This is a genomic window from Agromyces bracchium, from assembly GCF_009709675.1.
Taxonomy (GTDB): Bacteria; Actinomycetota; Actinomycetes; order Actinomycetales; family Microbacteriaceae; genus Agromyces; species Agromyces bracchium.
The window spans coordinates 22,229-38,116 of sequence record NZ_WMLB01000041.1; the positions used below are offsets into that span (position 1 = coordinate 22,229).

At 72.9% G+C, this 15,888-nt stretch carries 13 protein-coding genes and 1 tRNA gene; 4 read left to right on the forward strand and 10 right to left on the reverse strand.

The window, feature by feature from the left end; genetic code table 11:
• Positions 1-95 precede the first annotated feature (95 nt).
• The 5 genes from GJ743_RS16870 to serS all read right to left on the reverse strand — a co-directional run bounded on the left by GJ743_RS16870 (position 96) and on the right by serS (position 5,321).
• Positions 96-1,403 (reverse strand): LCP family glycopolymer transferase, encoded by a 1,308-nt coding sequence (locus GJ743_RS16870; protein ID WP_328289296.1) that lies wholly within the window; start codon positions 1,401-1,403, stop codon positions 96-98.
• 59 nt (positions 1,404-1,462) lie between these two features.
• Positions 1,463-1,547, reverse strand: a tRNA-Ser gene (locus GJ743_RS16875).
• Between the two features lie 151 nt (positions 1,548-1,698).
• A complete protein-coding gene (locus GJ743_RS16880) occupies positions 1,699-3,117 on the reverse strand; it encodes an LCP family protein (RefSeq protein WP_155053073.1) in 1,419 nt (472 codons plus the stop codon).
• Between the two features lie 126 nt (positions 3,118-3,243).
• Positions 3,244-4,056: an HAD family hydrolase gene (locus GJ743_RS16885; protein WP_155053074.1), complete on the reverse strand. Its 813-nt coding sequence runs from the start codon at positions 4,054-4,056 to the stop codon at positions 3,244-3,246.
• Positions 4,053-5,321: a serine--tRNA ligase gene (gene serS / locus GJ743_RS16890; RefSeq protein ID WP_328289297.1), complete on the reverse strand. Its 1,269-nt coding sequence runs from the start codon at positions 5,319-5,321 to the stop codon at positions 4,053-4,055. Before serS ends, GJ743_RS16885 begins: the two co-directional genes overlap by 4 nt.
• Positions 5,322-5,416: 95 nt before the next feature.
• Here serS and GJ743_RS16895 point away from each other — a divergent pair, with 95 nt between their 5' ends.
• Complete coding sequence (locus tag GJ743_RS16895) at positions 5,417-6,424, forward strand: diacylglycerol/lipid kinase family protein (protein ID WP_155053076.1); 1,008 nt, start codon at positions 5,417-5,419, stop codon at positions 6,422-6,424.
• Here the strand turns inward: GJ743_RS16895 and GJ743_RS16900 are convergent.
• The 3 genes from GJ743_RS16900 to pheA are packed head-to-tail and all read right to left on the reverse strand — an operon-like array spanning position 6,411 to position 8,397.
• Positions 6,411-6,722 carry a hypothetical protein gene (locus GJ743_RS16900; protein WP_155053077.1) on the reverse strand — a complete coding sequence of 104 codons (312 nt, stop codon included), beginning with the start codon at positions 6,720-6,722 and terminating at the stop codon, positions 6,411-6,413. The two genes, GJ743_RS16895 and GJ743_RS16900, sit on opposite strands and share 14 nt — an antisense overlap.
• A complete protein-coding gene (locus tag GJ743_RS16905) occupies positions 6,722-7,432 on the reverse strand; it encodes a hypothetical protein (protein WP_155053078.1) in 711 nt (236 codons plus the stop codon). The genes GJ743_RS16900 and GJ743_RS16905 overlap by 1 nt, the downstream gene beginning before the upstream one ends.
• 5 nt (positions 7,433-7,437) lie before the next feature.
• Positions 7,438-8,397: a prephenate dehydratase gene (pheA, locus tag GJ743_RS16910; RefSeq protein ID WP_155053079.1), complete on the reverse strand. Its 960-nt coding sequence runs from the start codon at positions 8,395-8,397 to the stop codon at positions 7,438-7,440.
• Between the two features lie 126 nt (positions 8,398-8,523).
• Here pheA and GJ743_RS16915 point away from each other — a divergent pair, with 126 nt between their 5' ends.
• The 3 genes from GJ743_RS16915 (at position 8,524) to GJ743_RS16925 (ending at position 12,388) form a co-directional block, all read left to right on the forward strand.
• Entirely contained in the window at positions 8,524-9,810 is a 1,287-nt protein-coding gene (locus GJ743_RS16915; protein WP_155053080.1) for a DUF445 domain-containing protein, read from the forward strand.
• Between the two features lie 149 nt (positions 9,811-9,959).
• Positions 9,960-11,591: a phosphoglucomutase (alpha-D-glucose-1,6-bisphosphate-dependent) gene (gene pgm / locus GJ743_RS16920; protein WP_155053081.1), complete on the forward strand. Its 1,632-nt coding sequence runs from the start codon at positions 9,960-9,962 to the stop codon at positions 11,589-11,591.
• A gap of 86 nt (positions 11,592-11,677) precedes the next feature.
• Complete coding sequence (locus GJ743_RS16925; protein ID WP_155053082.1) at positions 11,678-12,388, forward strand: hypothetical protein; 711 nt, start codon at positions 11,678-11,680, stop codon at positions 12,386-12,388.
• Here the strand turns inward: GJ743_RS16925 and GJ743_RS16930 are convergent.
• Both GJ743_RS16930 and GJ743_RS16935 read right to left on the reverse strand, forming a co-directional pair.
• Positions 12,283-13,632 (reverse strand): nucleotide disphospho-sugar-binding domain-containing protein, encoded by a 1,350-nt coding sequence (locus GJ743_RS16930; protein ID WP_155053083.1) that lies wholly within the window; start codon positions 13,630-13,632, stop codon positions 12,283-12,285. The two genes, GJ743_RS16925 and GJ743_RS16930, sit on opposite strands and share 106 nt — an antisense overlap.
• Entirely contained in the window at positions 13,629-15,785 is a 2,157-nt protein-coding gene (locus GJ743_RS16935) for a glycosyltransferase (RefSeq protein ID WP_155053084.1), read from the reverse strand. The genes GJ743_RS16930 and GJ743_RS16935 overlap by 4 nt, the downstream gene beginning before the upstream one ends.
• Positions 15,786-15,888: the final 103 nt, after the last annotated feature.

Genomic DNA, 15,888 nt, shown 5'->3' on the forward strand with positions numbered 1-15,888 from the left:
CTGCCATCATAACCGGCATCCCGCCGAAAACACGATTCGACCGAGCGGATGCCGCGGCGCGCGGTGCACGACCTCGATCGCTGGAGCGGCGACGCCTACTGGTCGGCGAGCGTGCGGCCGGCCGAGCAGCGGGTCTCGGCCGCGGTCTGGCCGGTGACGTCGCTCGGGAGCGCCTGCTGCGTCGGCTCGGGAGCCGTCGTCTCGGCGGGCGCGTCGGTCGCCGGCTCCTCGGCGGGCGTCTCCTCGGTCGGCGTCTCGGCGACGGGCTCCTCGGTCGGCGTCGTGTTCGGGTCGCCGCTCGAGGTGAACGTCGCATCCTCCGCCGCGGCGGGGTCGAACGAGACGGGGGTGTCGTTCTGGAGCGCGAGGTTGACCAGCTCGGCGGACTCGGTGGGCGCGACGCCCGCGTCGACGTAGCCGGTCGGGTACTGGATGAACGCGATCTTCGAGAGGTCGGTGTCCTTCAGGGCCTTCGCGATCGAGACCATGCGCGTCGGGTCGGTGAGGCTGTCGGAGAGCTGCATGTTCGCCAGCGCGGCCTTGGCGATGCCGTAGAGCTTCACCGGGTCGGTGTAGGTGCCGTCGCTCTGCAGCTTGCGCGCGAGCGCCGAGAGGAACACCTGCTGGTTCGAGATGCGGCCGAGGTCGGAGCCGTCGCCCACGCCGTGGCGGGTGCGCAGGAACTGCAGCGCGTCGATGCCGGCGAGCGTGTGGTTGCCGGCGTCGAGGAACATGCCGGTGTACTCGTCCTCGATGGGCTCGGCCACGCAGACCTCGACGCCGCCGACGGCCTCGGAGAGGCCGGCCACGCCCATGAACTGCACGACGCCCGCGAACGGGATGGTCACGCCGGTGAGCTGCTCGACGGTCTTCACGACGCAGGGCACGCCGCCGTACGAGAGCACCGAGTTGATCTTCACGTCGTACTGCTCCCAGACCTCCTCACCCGATTCGGGGTCGGTGCATCCGGCGGGCACGTCGACGAACATGTCGCGGGGGAAGCTGATGACCTCGACGTGCGAGTGGTCCTCCGAGATGTGCATGAGCATCGTCACGTCGTTGAGGACCGCGGTCTCCTCGTCGGGGTCGCCGAATCCCGTGCCCTGGCCGGCCCGGCTGTCGCTGCCGATGACGAGCAGGTTCACGCCGCCCTCGATCGCGCCGACGTCGGGCACGCCCTCGAGGACGTCCTCGTTGCCGAGCGTCACGGTCGGCTTGGCGGTCGCGGCGAGGTCGAACGCGGCGTACGCGGCGACGGCCGCGCCCGACGTGAGGACCACCGCGACGACCGAGGCGAGCGCCTTCATGAGCGTTCCCCAGACTCCGTTGCGACGGAGGCGCCCGTGGCGCGTGCTCGAGGCGGCGTCGGGGTGCGAGGTCGGCTGCGGGGAGGGGCGGCTCACTCGGTCTCCTCTCGGGGTCTCGGTCGTTCTCGGTCGTTCTCGGGTCGGGTGGATCTCGGCGGAGGGCGTGGGATTCGAACCCACGAGGCATTGCTGCCCACTGGTTTTCAAGACCAGCTCCATCGGCCGCTCGGACAGCCCTCCTCGCCCGGCGCACCGCCGGACCGCGTTTCCGCGGCGCGTCGATGGGCTGGGCAGGCCCCGATTCTAGCCGAACCGTATTCGGAACAGGTTTCCACGCCCCGGCTGTGAGGGCGCTGAACCGCGCCTCAGCGCGATCGCGGGAATGCCCCGATCAGCCGGAATTCGCGGCCGCGCAACGCACCTCGGCGGCGGTCTGCCCGCTCACGTCGCCGGGGAGCGCCTCGGTGATCGGCTCGGAGGTCGGCGCCGGCGTCGCGGATTCCGAGGGCTGGGCCGGCGCGGTGGGTTCGGGCGTGTCGGATGCCTCGACGGCGGGGTCCTCGGCCGGGTCGTCGGTCGCGTTCGGATCCACGGTTCCGAACGGCGTGCCGTCGGTCGCGGTCGGGTCGAACTGGACGGCGACGTCCTGCTGCAGGGCGGATGCCACGATGCTCGCGGATGCCGCGGGGATCACGGCGCCGAGGTCCTCCGTGTAGACGGTCGGGTACTGGATGAAGGCGATCCGGTCGAGGTCGGTCGACTGGAGCGCGCGGGCGACGGACACCAGGCGACCGAGGTCCTGCAGCCCCGACGAGAGGGTCATGTTCGTGACCACGGCACGCGCGATGCCGTACAGCTTCACGGGGTCGCCGAGCGTGCCGGCCGACTGGAGCGTGCGCGCGAGCGAGGCGAGGAAGGTCTGCTGACTCGAGATGCGGGCGAGGTCGCTGCCGTCGCCGACGGCGTGCCGGGTGCGGAGGAAGGCGAGCGCCTCGTAGCCCGCGATGACGTGCGATCCGGCGTCGAGCACGAGCCCGGTGTAGGCGTCGTCGATCGGGTCGACGACGCACACCTCGACGCCGCCGACGGCCTCGGACAGCGCCGCGACGCCGTCGAACTCGACCACGCCGCCGACGGGGATGGTGATGCCGAGCATCTGCTCGAGGGTCTTGGCGATGCAGCCCATGCCGCCGTCGTTCAGGATCGTGTTGATCTTGACCCCGTAGCGCGCCGAGTAGCCGAACCCCTCGGGATCCTCGGGGTCGGGGCATTCGGGCACGTCGACGAGCAGGTCGCGCGGGAAGCTCACCACCTCGGCGTGCGAGTGGTCCTGCGAGATGTGCAGCAGCATCGTCACGTCGTTCAGCACGCCCGACTCGATGTCGGGATCGCCGAACGCACCGCTCGCGGGCCGCTTGTCGCTGCCCACGAGGAGGAAGTTCAGTCCGCCCTCCATCGCGCCGATGTCGGGGACGCTCTCGAGCACCTGCTCGCTCTCGAACTTCACGCTCGGCTTCGCCGCGACGGGCGTCACGATCGAGCTGACCGCGTACGCGGCGATCGCACCCGACGCCAGGAGCAGCACCACGAGGGTCGTGCCGACCCCCTTCGCGAACGCGCGCCCCGCACCGCGGCGCGGAAGCCGGCCGTGGTGCGCGGGCGGCACGGCCGCCTCGGTGAGCACGGGCGGGAGGCGGGCGGCGGGCGGCGCCGGCGGCGGGATGACCGGGGGCAGCGGGACATGCCCGTTCGACACGCCGTCGTCAGCCGTCGGCGTGTCGTCCTGCGGTGCGTCGATCAGGTCGCTCACGCATGCCCCCGATCGCGATACTAACCACGTTCGGGCTGATCACGGCGGGAACGCCGCCGTTCGTGATGCGAACGGGACGCGGGCGCGCCCGCCGGCGGCCGGCGCGTGCGGCGACGGGAGCCGCCCTCAGGGCAGCGAGTCCAGCACGGGCGCGAGGCCCGCCTCCTCGATCCGTCCGGTGCGCTCATGCGCGGCCGCGACGACCTCGGCGGGCGCTTGGCCCATCGCGACCGACCGGCCGGCGGCGCCGGCCCAGTGGAACATCTCGATGTCGTTGCGCCCGTCGCCGACGGCGAGCACGCGGCGCAGCGGCACCCCGAGCCATCCGCGCACCCGCTCGAGCGCCGTCGCCTTGTTGACGCCGTCGGGAGCGATGTCGAGCCACGCGGTCCAGCCGATCGCGTAGCTGACGTGGTGCAGGCCCATCCGCTCCACCAGCCCGAAGAACTCGTCGAGGTCGTGGTCGACCGAGGTGGCGACGACGCGGGTGGCGCGCCGGCCGAGCAGCCCCTCGAACTCGACCTCGCGGGCGCGCTCGAGGTTCCAGTCGGACATGCCGCGCGTGAACAGGCGGTATCCGTCGGCGAGCTCGATGAGGAACCGCCCGCCCGGCAGCTCGTCGCGGATGCGCAGCAGCACGTCGGTGGGATCGAACGTCTCGACGTGCGCCTGCGTCCACCCGTCGGGCGATGCCGGGTCGCGGCGCATCGTGATCGCGCCGTTCGCCGTGACGACGTAGTCGGGCTCGAGCCCGAGGTGCTCGAGCACCGGCCGGGTCGTCGACCACGATCGCCCGGTGGCGAGCGTCACGAGGTGGCCGCGATCGACGGCGGATGCCACGGCGTCGACGACGACCGGATCGATCGACTCGTCCTCGTGCATGATCGTGCCGTCGACGTCGAGGGCGACGAACCAGCGCTCGTCGGTGGCGGCGGTCATCGCTCGACGGGGCGGAGCACCTCGAGGCCGCCGAGCCGGCTGCGCAGGCCCTCTGGCACCACCACCGAGCCGTCGGCCTGCTGGTGCGTCTCGAGGATCGCGACGATCCAGCGGGTCGTGGCGAGCGTGCCGTTCAGCGTCGCGACGGGCGCCGTCTTCCCGCTCTCGGTGCGGTGGCGGATGTCGAGACGGCGCGCCTGGAAGGTCGTGCAGTTCGACGTCGACGTGAGCTCGCGGTACGCCTGCTGCGTGGGCACCCACGCCTCGACGTCGAACTTGCGGGCTGCGCTCGAGCCGAGGTCGCCCGCGGCGACGTCGATCACGCGGTAGGCGAGGCCGAGCGCCTGCAGCATCTCCTCCTGCCACGCGAGGAGGCGCTCGTGCTCCTCCTCGGCATCGGCCGGGTCGACGTAGCTGAACATCTCGAGCTTGTCGAACTGGTGCACGCGGATGATGCCGCGCGTGTCCTTGCCGTGGCTGCCCGCCTCGCGGCGGTAGCAGGTCGACCACCCGGCGTAGCGGATCGGCCCCCCGGAGAGGTCGAGGATCTCGTCGGCGTGGTAGCCGGCGAGTGCAACCTCGCTCGTGCCCGTGAGGTAGAGGTCGTCGGCCGGCAGGTGGTAGACCTCCTCGGCGTGCGCGCCGAGGAAGCCGGTGCCCTGCATGATCTCGGGCCGCACGAGGGTCGGCGTGATGAGCGGCGTGAAGCCGTTGCGGATCGCCTTGTCGAGGCCCATGTTCATGATCGCGAGCTGTAGGCGCGCGCCGACGCCCTTGAGGAAGTGGAATCGGGCGCCCGACACCTTGGCGCCGCGCGCCATGTCGATGCCGTCGAGCAGCTCGCCGATCTCGAGGTGGTCGCGCGGCTCGAAGCCGAACGCGGGGATCTCGCCGACCTCGCGGAGGATCTCGAAGTCCTCCTCGCCACCGGCGGGAACGCCCTCGATGACCACGTTGCCGATGCGCTGCACGGCGGCGGTGAAGGCCTCCTCGGCGGCCGAGGCATCCGCATTGGCCTGCTTGACCCTCGCGGCGAGCTCCTGCGCCTGCGCGACGAGCGCGGCCTTCTCCTCCTTCGGGGCCTTCGCGACCTGCTTGCCGAACGCGTTCTGCTCGGCGCGCAACGACTCGAACGCGGTGATGGCGGCACGGCGCGCGGCATCGGCGGACACCGCATCGTCGACGAAGGCGGGGGACTCGCCACGCGACTCCTGCGAGCGCTTGACCAGGTCGGGGTTCTCGCGGAGCAGCACGGGGTCGATCACCCGAGCAAGTGTAGTCGGGGCATCCGTCGACCCCCGCGGCGGCCCGCTCAGCGGATCCTCGGGCTGCGGCGGCCCGCGTGCCCTAGATTCGACGCATGAGTGGGGGCGAGACCGAGCAGGCGGATGCCACGGGCGGCGAGCAGCGCGTCGCGGTGATCTTCAATCCGGTGAAGCAGGGCATCGATCAGCTTCGTTCGGTGGTCGATGAACTCGCGGCCGAGCACGGCCGCACGGTCGACTGGATCGAGACGACCGAGGACGACCCGGGCACCGGGCAGGCGCGCGACGCGCGCGAGAAGGGCGCCGACCTCATCATCGCCGCCGGTGGCGACGGCACCGTGCGCGCGATCGCCGAGGGCCTCGAGGGCGAGCAGATCCCGGTCGGCATCGTGCCGCTCGGCACGGGCAACCTGTTCGCGCGCAACATCGGCATTCCGGTCAACGACCTCCCCGGCGCGGCGAAGCTCGCCTTCACCGGGCGCGACCGCGCGGTCGACGTGCTGCGCGCCAGGGTGCGGCGCGAGGACGGCTCGACCGAGACCGAGGTCTCGCTCGTGATGAGCGGCATCGGCATCGACGCGGCGATGATCGCGAACACCGACCCCGACCTGAAGAAGCGGGTCGGCTGGCTCGCCTACGTCGACGCAGGCCTGCGCGCCATCCCCAACTCGGAGCCGTTCCGGGTCGCCCACCGCATGGACGACGGCCGCACCCACCGCTCCAGGGTCTCGAGCATCCTCGTCGCGAACCTCGGGTACCTGCCGGGCAACATCGAGCTCATCCCCGACGCCGAGATCGACGACGGCCGACTCGACGTCGTGCGGCTCCAGCCGCGCAACTTCTGGGAGTGGCTCATGGTCTGGCGACGCGTCGCGTGGGAGAACCGCGTGCTGCGCAAGACGAACCTCGGGCGACAGCTCATCGACCTGACGGGCGGCAACAAGCGGCGCGAGGTCGTCTACTCCAGCGGCGCGAAGATCGACCTCGTCATCGACGGCGAGCCGCAGGAGTTCGAGATCGACGGCGAGGAGATGGGCACGATCACCGCGGCGCGGTTCACGATCGAGCCGAAGTCGCTCGTCGTGCGGGTCAAGGAGCAGTAGGGGCGCCCTCGTCGACGGCGCGGGAGCGGCGCAGCGCGATGAGCCGCGCGCCGACGAGCAGCGGCAGCCCGACGAGCGCCGCGAGGACCGCGGACGCGGCGGCACCCGAGAGCAGGTACGGCAGCGTCGACATCAGGTACGCGCGACGCTGGGCCTCGGGATCGGCGTCCTCGAACATGATCCCGGAATCCGCCTCGACGGACCACGAGATCATGACCCAGAGCACGACGAGGCCGAGAAGTCCGAGCACGACAAGACCGATCACGTGCGGTGAGAGCACGGCCCGACGCACGTGCATCACCCGGCTCCGCCGCGGCGCTCGGGGGCCGTCGCGGACCGCGCCCGGCGCACGCCGTCGACGACCGCGAGGATCGCGACGCCGACCACCGCGGTGCTCAGCAGCGACGGCCCGGCCAGGTACGCGAACGAGCGGAGCGCGAGCTCGCCGGACGCCTGCCGCGGGGCGGCGAAGGGATCCTGGCCGACGATCAGCCACACCGCCCACACGCCGACGAGGAACGCGACCCCGACCGCGCTCCACGCGATCCCGAACGCGACGCGCAGGATGCGGTCGATGTCGGCTCTGACGGCGGGGTCGGTCGGCGCGGCGGCGGGCTCGCGGACCGGCTGGCCGGAGGCGGCCCGGACGTCGGTCGACGCGGCGATGGAGGCCTCGCGGGCGCCCGTGGCGGCGGGATCGAGGGGGTCGTCGGCACCGAGCACGGATGGCTCCGGCGCGGGCTCGGCGACCGCATCGGCCGCGCGGGCCTCGCCGGGCGCGCTCGCCGCAGCGGATGCGCCGGATGCATCGGATGCGGTCACCGGGCCGACCGGGCCGGCCGCCGCCGCATCGACGGCGGCGCGCTCCGCGGCGGGCACGTCGGCCGGGCGACGCGCGCCCGACGGATCGGGTGCGCCCGGGGCATCCGCCGCCTGACCCGACCAGCCGCGCTGGAACCGCGGATCGAACCGCGGATCGAACTGCGGCTCCGTCGCCGGCTCGGTCATGGCGCTCAGTCCTCCTCGGGCTCGCCGCTCAGGATGCCGCGCAGCCAGTCGCGCGCCTCGATGAAGATCTCGTCGTCGTACTTCGAGTGGTACTCGACCTCGCGCCGGTCCGCGCGCGGGTACGAGCCGAGGAAGATCACCTTCGGGCTGAAGCGCCGGAGGCCGAGGAGCGAGTCGTACACGCGCTCGTCCTCGACGTGGCCGTCGAGGTCGATGACGAACCGGTAGCGGCCCATCTCGTCGCCGATCGGGCGCGACTGCAGCAGCGACATGTTGACGCCGCGCGTCGAGAACTGCTCGAGCATCGCCAGCAGCGAGCCCGGCTCGTCGTCGGGCAGCTCGACGATGACGCTCGTCTTGTCGGCGCCGGTGCGCGCCGGGACGCGTCGCGACCGGCTGACCAGCACGAACCGGGTCATCGCGTTCGGGTTGTCGCCGATCGACTCGGCGAGCACCTCGACGTCGAGGTGGTCGACGATGCCGGGCGGGGCGACCGCGGCATCCGCCAGGCCGTTCTCGAAGAGGGACGCCGCGGCCTGCACGTTGCTCGTCGCCGGCAGGTGGGCGTGGTCGGGCAGCTCGCGCTCGAGCCATCCGCGCGACTGCGCGTAGGCCACCGGGTGGGCGTTCACGACCCGCACCTCGTCGAGCCGGGTGCCGGGGCGCGCGACGAGCACGAAGTTCACGGGGACGAGGTACTCGCCGATGATGCGGAGGCCCGCGACGGTGGCGAGCGCGTCCTGCGTGGCGGAGACGCCGCCGTCGACCGAGTTCTCGATCGCGATCATCGCCGCCGTCGAACGGCCCTCGACGACGTCGGCGAGGGCCTCCCCCACGTTGTTCACGCTGCGCCAGTGGGCGCCCTCGGCCTCGGGCACCTGCTTCAGCGCGGCCTCGGTGAACGTGCCGGCCGGCCCCAGGTACGAGTACGTCTCGTCGGGGTGCGGGTACGCGGCATCCGTCATGCCCTCAGCCTAGGGCGGTCTACTTTTCTCAGGAGTTATGTGGCGGGTCGCTGCAGGGAGCGGCGTGGCGTCCTGAGAAACGCGAGGTTCGCGGCGAACACTCCTGAGAAAGGGATGGGTGGGCGCATGACGACGACGGATGCCGCGGCCGCGCGCCGCGCGGTGCCGACCGACGAGGAGCGGCGCATCGCGCTGCGGCGCATGAAGCGCATCGCCCTGGGGCTGCTGCTCGTGGCCGCGGCGGTGTTCGCGGTCGCGTTCCCCCTGCAGGAGACCGTGCCGTGGATGGGCTTCGTCCGTGCCGCAGCCGAGGGCGCCATGGTCGGCGCGATCGCCGACTGGTTCGCGGTCACGGCGCTGTTCCGCCACCCGCTCGGGCTGCCGATCCCGCACACCGCGATCATCCCGCGCCGCAAGGACGAGATCGGCGCGACGCTCGGCGCCTTCGTCGAGGAGGAATTCCTCTCCGAGGCGGTCGTGACCGGCAAGCTGCGCTCGATGGGCATCGCCCGCCGGCTCGGCGAGTGGTTGCGCGAACCCGAGAACGCCGAGCCCGTCACCGCCGAGGCATCCGTCGCCGGTCGCGGCGTGCTCGCCCTGCTCGGCGACGACGACGTGGCCGACGTCATCGAGCAGCTCGCCCGGCGGCACCTGCTCGAGCCCGAGTGGGGCCCCGCGATCGGACGCGTCGGGGCGCGGCTCGTCGCGGCCGACCAGCAGCGCGCGGCGGTCGACGCCGCGCTCGAGAAGGTCGAGACGTGGCTGGAGGCGCATCCGGAGGCGTTCGGCACCATGGTCTCGAGCCGGCTGCCGAAGTGGGTGCCCGGTTTCGTCGGCGGGCTCGTCGACGACCGGGCCTATCGCGAGGTGCTGGCGTTCGCCCGGTCCGTGCGCGAGGAGCCGCGGCATCCGCTGCGCCTCGCGATCGACCGCTGGCTCGGCGAGGTCGCCGACGACCTGCAGCACGACCCCGCGATGATCGAGCGCGTCGAGCGGCTGAAGCTCGACCTCGTCGAGAGCCCGCGGCTGCGCGAGTTCGCGGGCGAGGTGTGGGACTCGGTCAAGGTCTCGCTCGCCGCATCGCTCGAGGACCCGGCGAGCGAGCTGCGCGCGGGCGTGCGCTCGGCGCTCACGGAGGTCGGGGCGCGCCTCGCGACCGACGAGGAGCTCGCCGCGAAGGTCGATGCGTGGGTGACGGATGCCGCGGCCTACGTCGTCGGCAGGTACCGCCACGAGATCGCGGGGGTCATCACCGAGACGGTCGAGCGCTGGGACCCGACCGAGACGACCGAGAAGATCGAGCTGCAGGTCGGGCGCGACCTCCAGTTCATCCGGATCAACGGCACGGTCGTCGGCGCGCTCGCGGGGCTCGCCATCCACTCGATCGCGACCGCGATCGGCGCCCTCGTCTGACGCTTTTCTCAGGAGATTTCCGGCGCGTCGTCGCATTAGGCGGCGTGTCCTCCTGAGAAGCGACCGGAACGGCGCCGGGCTCCTGAGAAAAGGATCAGCACGAGTCGGCGGGGGTGTCGCGAGCCAGCGGCGAGCGGCAGGATGGGGGCATGCACGAGCGAGCGGGAACCCCGGCGACCGAATCCGACCTGATCGACGTGGAGGCCCTCATCAGGGCGTACTACGACCTGCATCCGGATGCCTCGATCCCCGAGCAGCGCGTCGTCTTCGGCACCTCGGGCCATCGCGGCTCGAGCCTCAACACCGCGTTCAACGAGGACCACATCCTCGCGATCACGCAGGCCATCGTCGAGTACCGTGCGAGCCAGGGCATCACCGGGCCGCTCTTCATCGGCGCCGACACGCACGCGCTGAGCGGCCCCGCGCAGACGACCGCCCTCGACGTGCTCGTCGCGAACGGCGTGCGCGTGCTCACCGACGAGTACGACGACTACGTGCCGACGCCGGCGCTCAGCCACGCGATCCTCAGCTGGAACAACGACCCGGAGCGCCGTGCCGAGGGCGAGGCCGACGGCATCGTCATCACGCCGAGCCACAACCCGCCCCAGGACGGCGGCTTCAAGTACAACCCGCCGCACGGCGGCCCGGCCGACTCCGACGCGACGAGCTGGATCGCGAACCGCGCCAACGAGCTCATCGCCGACGGCTGCCGCGACGTGAACCAGGCCGAGCCGAGCGCGGTCGAGACCTACGACTTCCGCGGCCGGTACGTGGAGGACCTCGCGAGCATCATCGACTTCGACGCCATCAAGGCGTCGGGCATCAGGATCGGCGCCGACCCGCTCGGCGGCGCGTCGGTCGGCTACTGGGGCGCGATCCGCGACCGCTACGGCATCGACCTCACCGTCGTGAACGAGAAGGTCGACACGCGCTGGTCGTTCATGACCCTCGACTGGGACGGCAAGATCCGGATGGACCCGTCGAGCCCCAACGCGATGGCCTCGGTGCTCGCGAACCGCGAGGGCTACGACATCCTCACCGGCAACGATGCCGACGCCGACCGCCACGGCATCGTCACGCCCGACGGCGGCCTGATGAACCCGAACCACTACCTCGCGGTCGCGATCGAGTACCTCTACACGCACCGGCCCGACTGGCCGGCGGATGCCGCGATCGGCAAGACGCTCGTCTCGAGCTCGATGATCGACCGGGTCGCCGAGTCGCTGGGGCGCCGCCTCTGGGAGGTGCCGGTCGGCTTCAAGTGGTTCGTGCCCGGGCTCATCGACGGCTCGGTCGCGTTCGGCGGCGAGGAGAGCGCGGGCGCGTCCTTCCTCCGCAAGGACGGCACGGTCTGGACGACCGACAAGGACGGCATCCTGCTGTGCCTGCTGGCCTCCGAGATCCGCGCAGTCACCGGCAAGTCCCCGAGCGAGCTGTACGCCGAGCTCGTCGCGCGCTTCGGCGCGCCGGCGTACGAGCGAACGGATGCCGCGGCATCCGCTGCGCAGAAGGCCGCGCTCGGCAAGCTCGACGGCGACGCCATCACGGCGACCGAGCTCGCGGGCGAGCCGATCGTGGCGAAGCTCTCGCACGCGCCGGGCAACGGCGCCGCCGTCGGCGGCGTGAAGGTGGCGTCGGAGCACGCGTGGTTCGCCGCGCGGCCGAGCGGCACCGAGGACGTCTACAAGATCTACGCGGAGTCGTTCAGCGGCCCGGAGCACCTCGCCGAGGTGCAGGCGGAGGCCAAGCGGATCGTCGACGCGGCGCTCGGGTCGGCGTAGGCGGCCGCCCCCGCGCCCGCGCGAGCGCACGACCGCGTCGCTGTCAAGCCGGGGCGCGGCGACTCCGCCGTGCCTAGCATCGAGTCGTGACCAACCTCGTCGTGATCCCGTGGCGGCCTGCCCTCTCCCGGATCCCCGCGTTCGATCGCGTCCTCGCCTGGTACCGGGCCGAGCTGCCGGAGTTCCGCATCGAGACGATCGACAGCGACGACGAGGTGTTCGTGCTGGCGCGCACGCGCAACCTGGCCGTCGCCAGGCTCGCCGAGCCCGACGACGTCGTCGTGATCAACGACGCCGACACCCTGCCCGAGGCGGCGACGCTGCGGGAGGCGATCGCCGCGGCCCGCACGAGCGGGCGGGTACACCTGCCCTACACGACGTACCGCTGGCTCGGTCCCGAGGGCACCGCCGAACTCGCGGCCGGCGTCCCGTCGGCCGGCTGCTCGCACGTGCTCGTGCACGGGGCCTGCTCAGGGGTCTACGTCACGACCGCGCGGACGTGGGCGGCGCACGGCGGACAGGACGAGCGGTTCCGCGGGTGGGGGTTCGAGGACTCCGCCTGGCGACTCGCGCACGAGACCCTCCTGGGCGCACCGCCGCAGCGGCACGAGGGCACGGTCTACGCGCTCTCGCACGAGCCCGAGGTGCGCGCCGGCGCGCAGTACGACCGGAACGCCGCACTGATGGCGCGCTATCGCGACGCGTCGGGCGACGTCGACGCGATGACGGCGCTCGTCGCGGAGGGCCTCGACGCGAGGGCCTCGAACGCGACCTCGGGCCCGGGCCTGGCGGCCTGAGCCGCGGCGACGGCGTCGAGCCGGCGCCGAGCGTCCGCCGGCAGGTCGAGCACGCGGCGGAGGGCGCCCGCGAGTTGCTGCTCGCTCGCCGTGTTCGGATCGAGGACCTCGCCGAAGCCCACCGCCTCCACGGCTGCGGCGCCGGCGAACTGGTCGGTCGAGAAGGGCAGGACCACGAGGGGCACGCCCGAGCCGATCGCCTCCGTGACCGAGTTGTTGCCGCCGTGCGTGACGGCCGCGGCGGCGGCCCCCAGGAGCCGTACCTGCGGCAGGTAACCGCGCACGAGCCAGTCGCGCGGCAGGTCGCCGAGTTGCGACGCGTCGGTCGACCCCGTCGCCACGGCCGCGGTCGCGCCGATCGCGCGGAGCGCGTCGGCGACCCTCGCGAGGACGTCGCCGCGGACCGAGAGGAAGCTGCCGAAGCTCACGTAGACGAACGGCCGTCCGCGCGCGAGCCATGCCTCGACCTCCGCGTCCTCCGCCTCGGCGCGTCGCGCCGATCCGAGGAACCGGTGGGGCGGGAGGAGCCGTCGCCGGTCGTCGTCGACCAGCTCGGAGGGGTGATTGTACAGCACCAGCGGGCCGTGCTCGGCGAACGCGTCGTCGACGGGTCGGTGGTCCGGGTCGAGGGTGCGCGCCGCGCGATTCCACTCGTCGGTGAACCGTTCGGAGACCGTTCGGCACAGCTCCCGCAGCGCCTCGAGTCCGCTCGGGTCGGGGTCGATGGCCACGGGCCACGCGGGCGGCACGCCGTAGACCTCGGAACCCACGGGCAGGGCGCTCGGATGCCCCAGCACGACGTCGCCGTAGGGAGTGCCCGCGCTCAGCAGCCCGAGTCGCGCGCTGAACGCGAGGTGGTCGACGAGGACCTGGTCGGGCGCGAGGTCCTCGACGATCCGCGCGGTCTCCGCGGCCCGGCCGACGGGGTCCCACATGAGGTCGGTCAGCCGTTCCTGCGCCTGGTAACGGAGCGTCGCCAGCGCGCCCTGCTCGGTGGCGCGGAAGAAGCCGCGGAGCGACGCGCCCTCATCGGGCGGCTGCGCTCCTGCCGCGATGACCCCGGGATTGGAGCCGCGACCAAGCCGGAGATCGCGGCGTTCGTACCCGAACGCGTCGACGATCCCCGCGGTCGCCGGTCCGCTCGCGACCACGACGCGCTCGCCGCGGTCCCGCCACGCCATCGCGAGGGCCGCGAGCGGCAGCAGGTGGGACGCGTAGTCCGGGCTGATCACGAGGAGCGTCATCGCGCGCGCTCCGCGGATTCGAGCAGGCCCGCCTCGTCGCGCACGACGGTCCGGTACACGCCGCCGAGGGCCTCGGCCATCCGCTGGACCGTGAAGCGCTCGCGGACCACGGCGCGCGACCGCTCGGCCCGTCGGCCGTCGGGCTCGGCCCGCACCGCGGCCACCGCCTCATCGAGCGCGGAGGCCAAGCGCGCGACGTCCCACGTGGCCGTCAGGATGCCCGTTGCTCCATCATCGACGTAGGTCGCCGGTCCTCCGCCGTCGGGGGCGACCACGAACAGTCCGGCCGCCATCGCCTCGAGCAGTGCGATGCCGAACTCCTCCTTCAGGCTGGCGCAGGCGTAGACGCCGCCGGGAGCGACCGCCCCCGGCACGCCGAGCCGCGCGCCCGCCAGCCAGCGTGCGACGACGTCGTTGGGCCGGTGGCCCGGCAGCAGGAGCCCGAGATGCGCCCGCTCGGCCGCCGGCACGAGCGCGTCGATCCGGTCGAGCTGCTCTCGCTCGTCGTCCGAGGGCGAGGCGAGGTCGCCGCCGACGAGCAGGAGGTTCGCGCCCGACGCGATCGAGGAGGACGCCCACGCCTCGACCAGCGAGGCCATCCCCTTCACCCGGTGCAGGCGGCCGACGCTCAGGATCAACGGCAGGCCGCGACGTTCGGGAGCGAGCGCGTCGACGAGGCCGCGGAGCTCGTCGAGCGCGGGCGACGCCCCCGTGCCCTGCCGGAACGCCTCCGCCTCGGCGACCGCGCGGTCGATCGCATCGGCGTCGACGCCCTCCGGCACGATCGTGCGCAGCGCCGCATCCGACGCGGGGTCGACGCCGACGAGCCGACGCAGGTCCTCCTCGAGCCGAGGTCGCGGGAAGTGCACGGTGTGGGCGGCGTTCGCGGCCAGCCGGTGGACCAGGCGGGTGCGGAACCAGAAGTGCTCGGCCAGGTCGGCCCGGCCGAAGCCGGCGCGACCGAGGCGACCCGACCGGTCGAGCGAATCGATCACCGCGTGCGGATCGGGGGCGAGCGTGAAGACCACCGGCGTGCCCAGCTCGCGTGCGACGTCCGCCGCGGCGAGGCTCCCGACGTCGGCCATCCGCAGGTGGAGCACGTCGACGCCGCCCGCGGCGCGCAGGATCCGGCGGATGCCTCGTCGCGTCGCGACGCGCAGCGGCCAGGCGTCGGCGGCCGGGACGGGCTCGTGCAGGAGCGGGATGCGGCCGTACCCGTGCCCCCGCTCGGACGCCTCGACCGAGACGAGATCGTCGAGGGCCCCGGTGACGGAGCCGCGCGACAGCGTGATGACCCGATCCACGCCGGTCTCGGGGTCGCGCACGAGGGCGTCGCCGAGCCGGACGAGCAACGTCGCGATGCCGCCGTTGTCGCCCGCGCCGGCGGTGCGCATCCCCGGGTCGATGTCGGCGTGGAGGAACAGCTGGGCCACCGTCGCCCCGGACCCGCCTCGTCGACGGATCAGGCCGGTCGCCCCCAGGTCGACGAGCGCGAGGCGTGCGACGGCTCCGAGGAACCCGCCGGCAGCGGCGATCGTCTCGAGCGTCGACGCGACGGCGGCCGGGTCGGGACGCTGGCCGAGCGCCGCCACCGCGGCGATGCGGACCGGCTCCGGCTCGTGCGGGTCCGATGCGAGTCGCACGAGCGGCGCGGTGGCGAGCTGATCCCGGACGAGTCCGAGCGTCTCGACGAGCCGCGCGCGGGGGGCCGGGTCGTCGATGCCGAGCAGGCCGCCCTCGGCGCCCGCCACGAGCGGCGCCGGGGCGAATCCGGACCACTGCTCGAGGGTGCGCTGGGCGAGCATCCCGGTGAATCCGCCGGCCACGACCATGCGCAGGAGCGCCCCCACGGCCTCGTGCCGGGGCAGCCCCGAGCCGAGCGCCCACGCGGCGTGCTGGCGCTCGAACTCCCGATCGTCCGCCAGGAGGTCGACGAGCACGCGCGACGCCTCCTCGTCGAGCATTCCGGCGAGCGCGTGCGTCGCGGCGATCGCGGCGAGCTCGTCGTCTCCGCGCGCCACGCGTTGCAGGATCCGGATGGTGCGTGCCGCGGGCTCGCGCCCCGCCTCGAACGCCAGGTCGTCGGCCGCGCGCATCGCGTCGATGATCGCGGGCGCGGTGAGCACCTCGTCGAGTGCGGTCATGACCCCCATGGCGATCCCCCTGCCCGCGGCGCCCGACGCGGCCGGATCCGACGTCGACGGCGCATGCGATCTGGATGATACTTCGGCACAATGGACGTTCCTGTCACCCGGT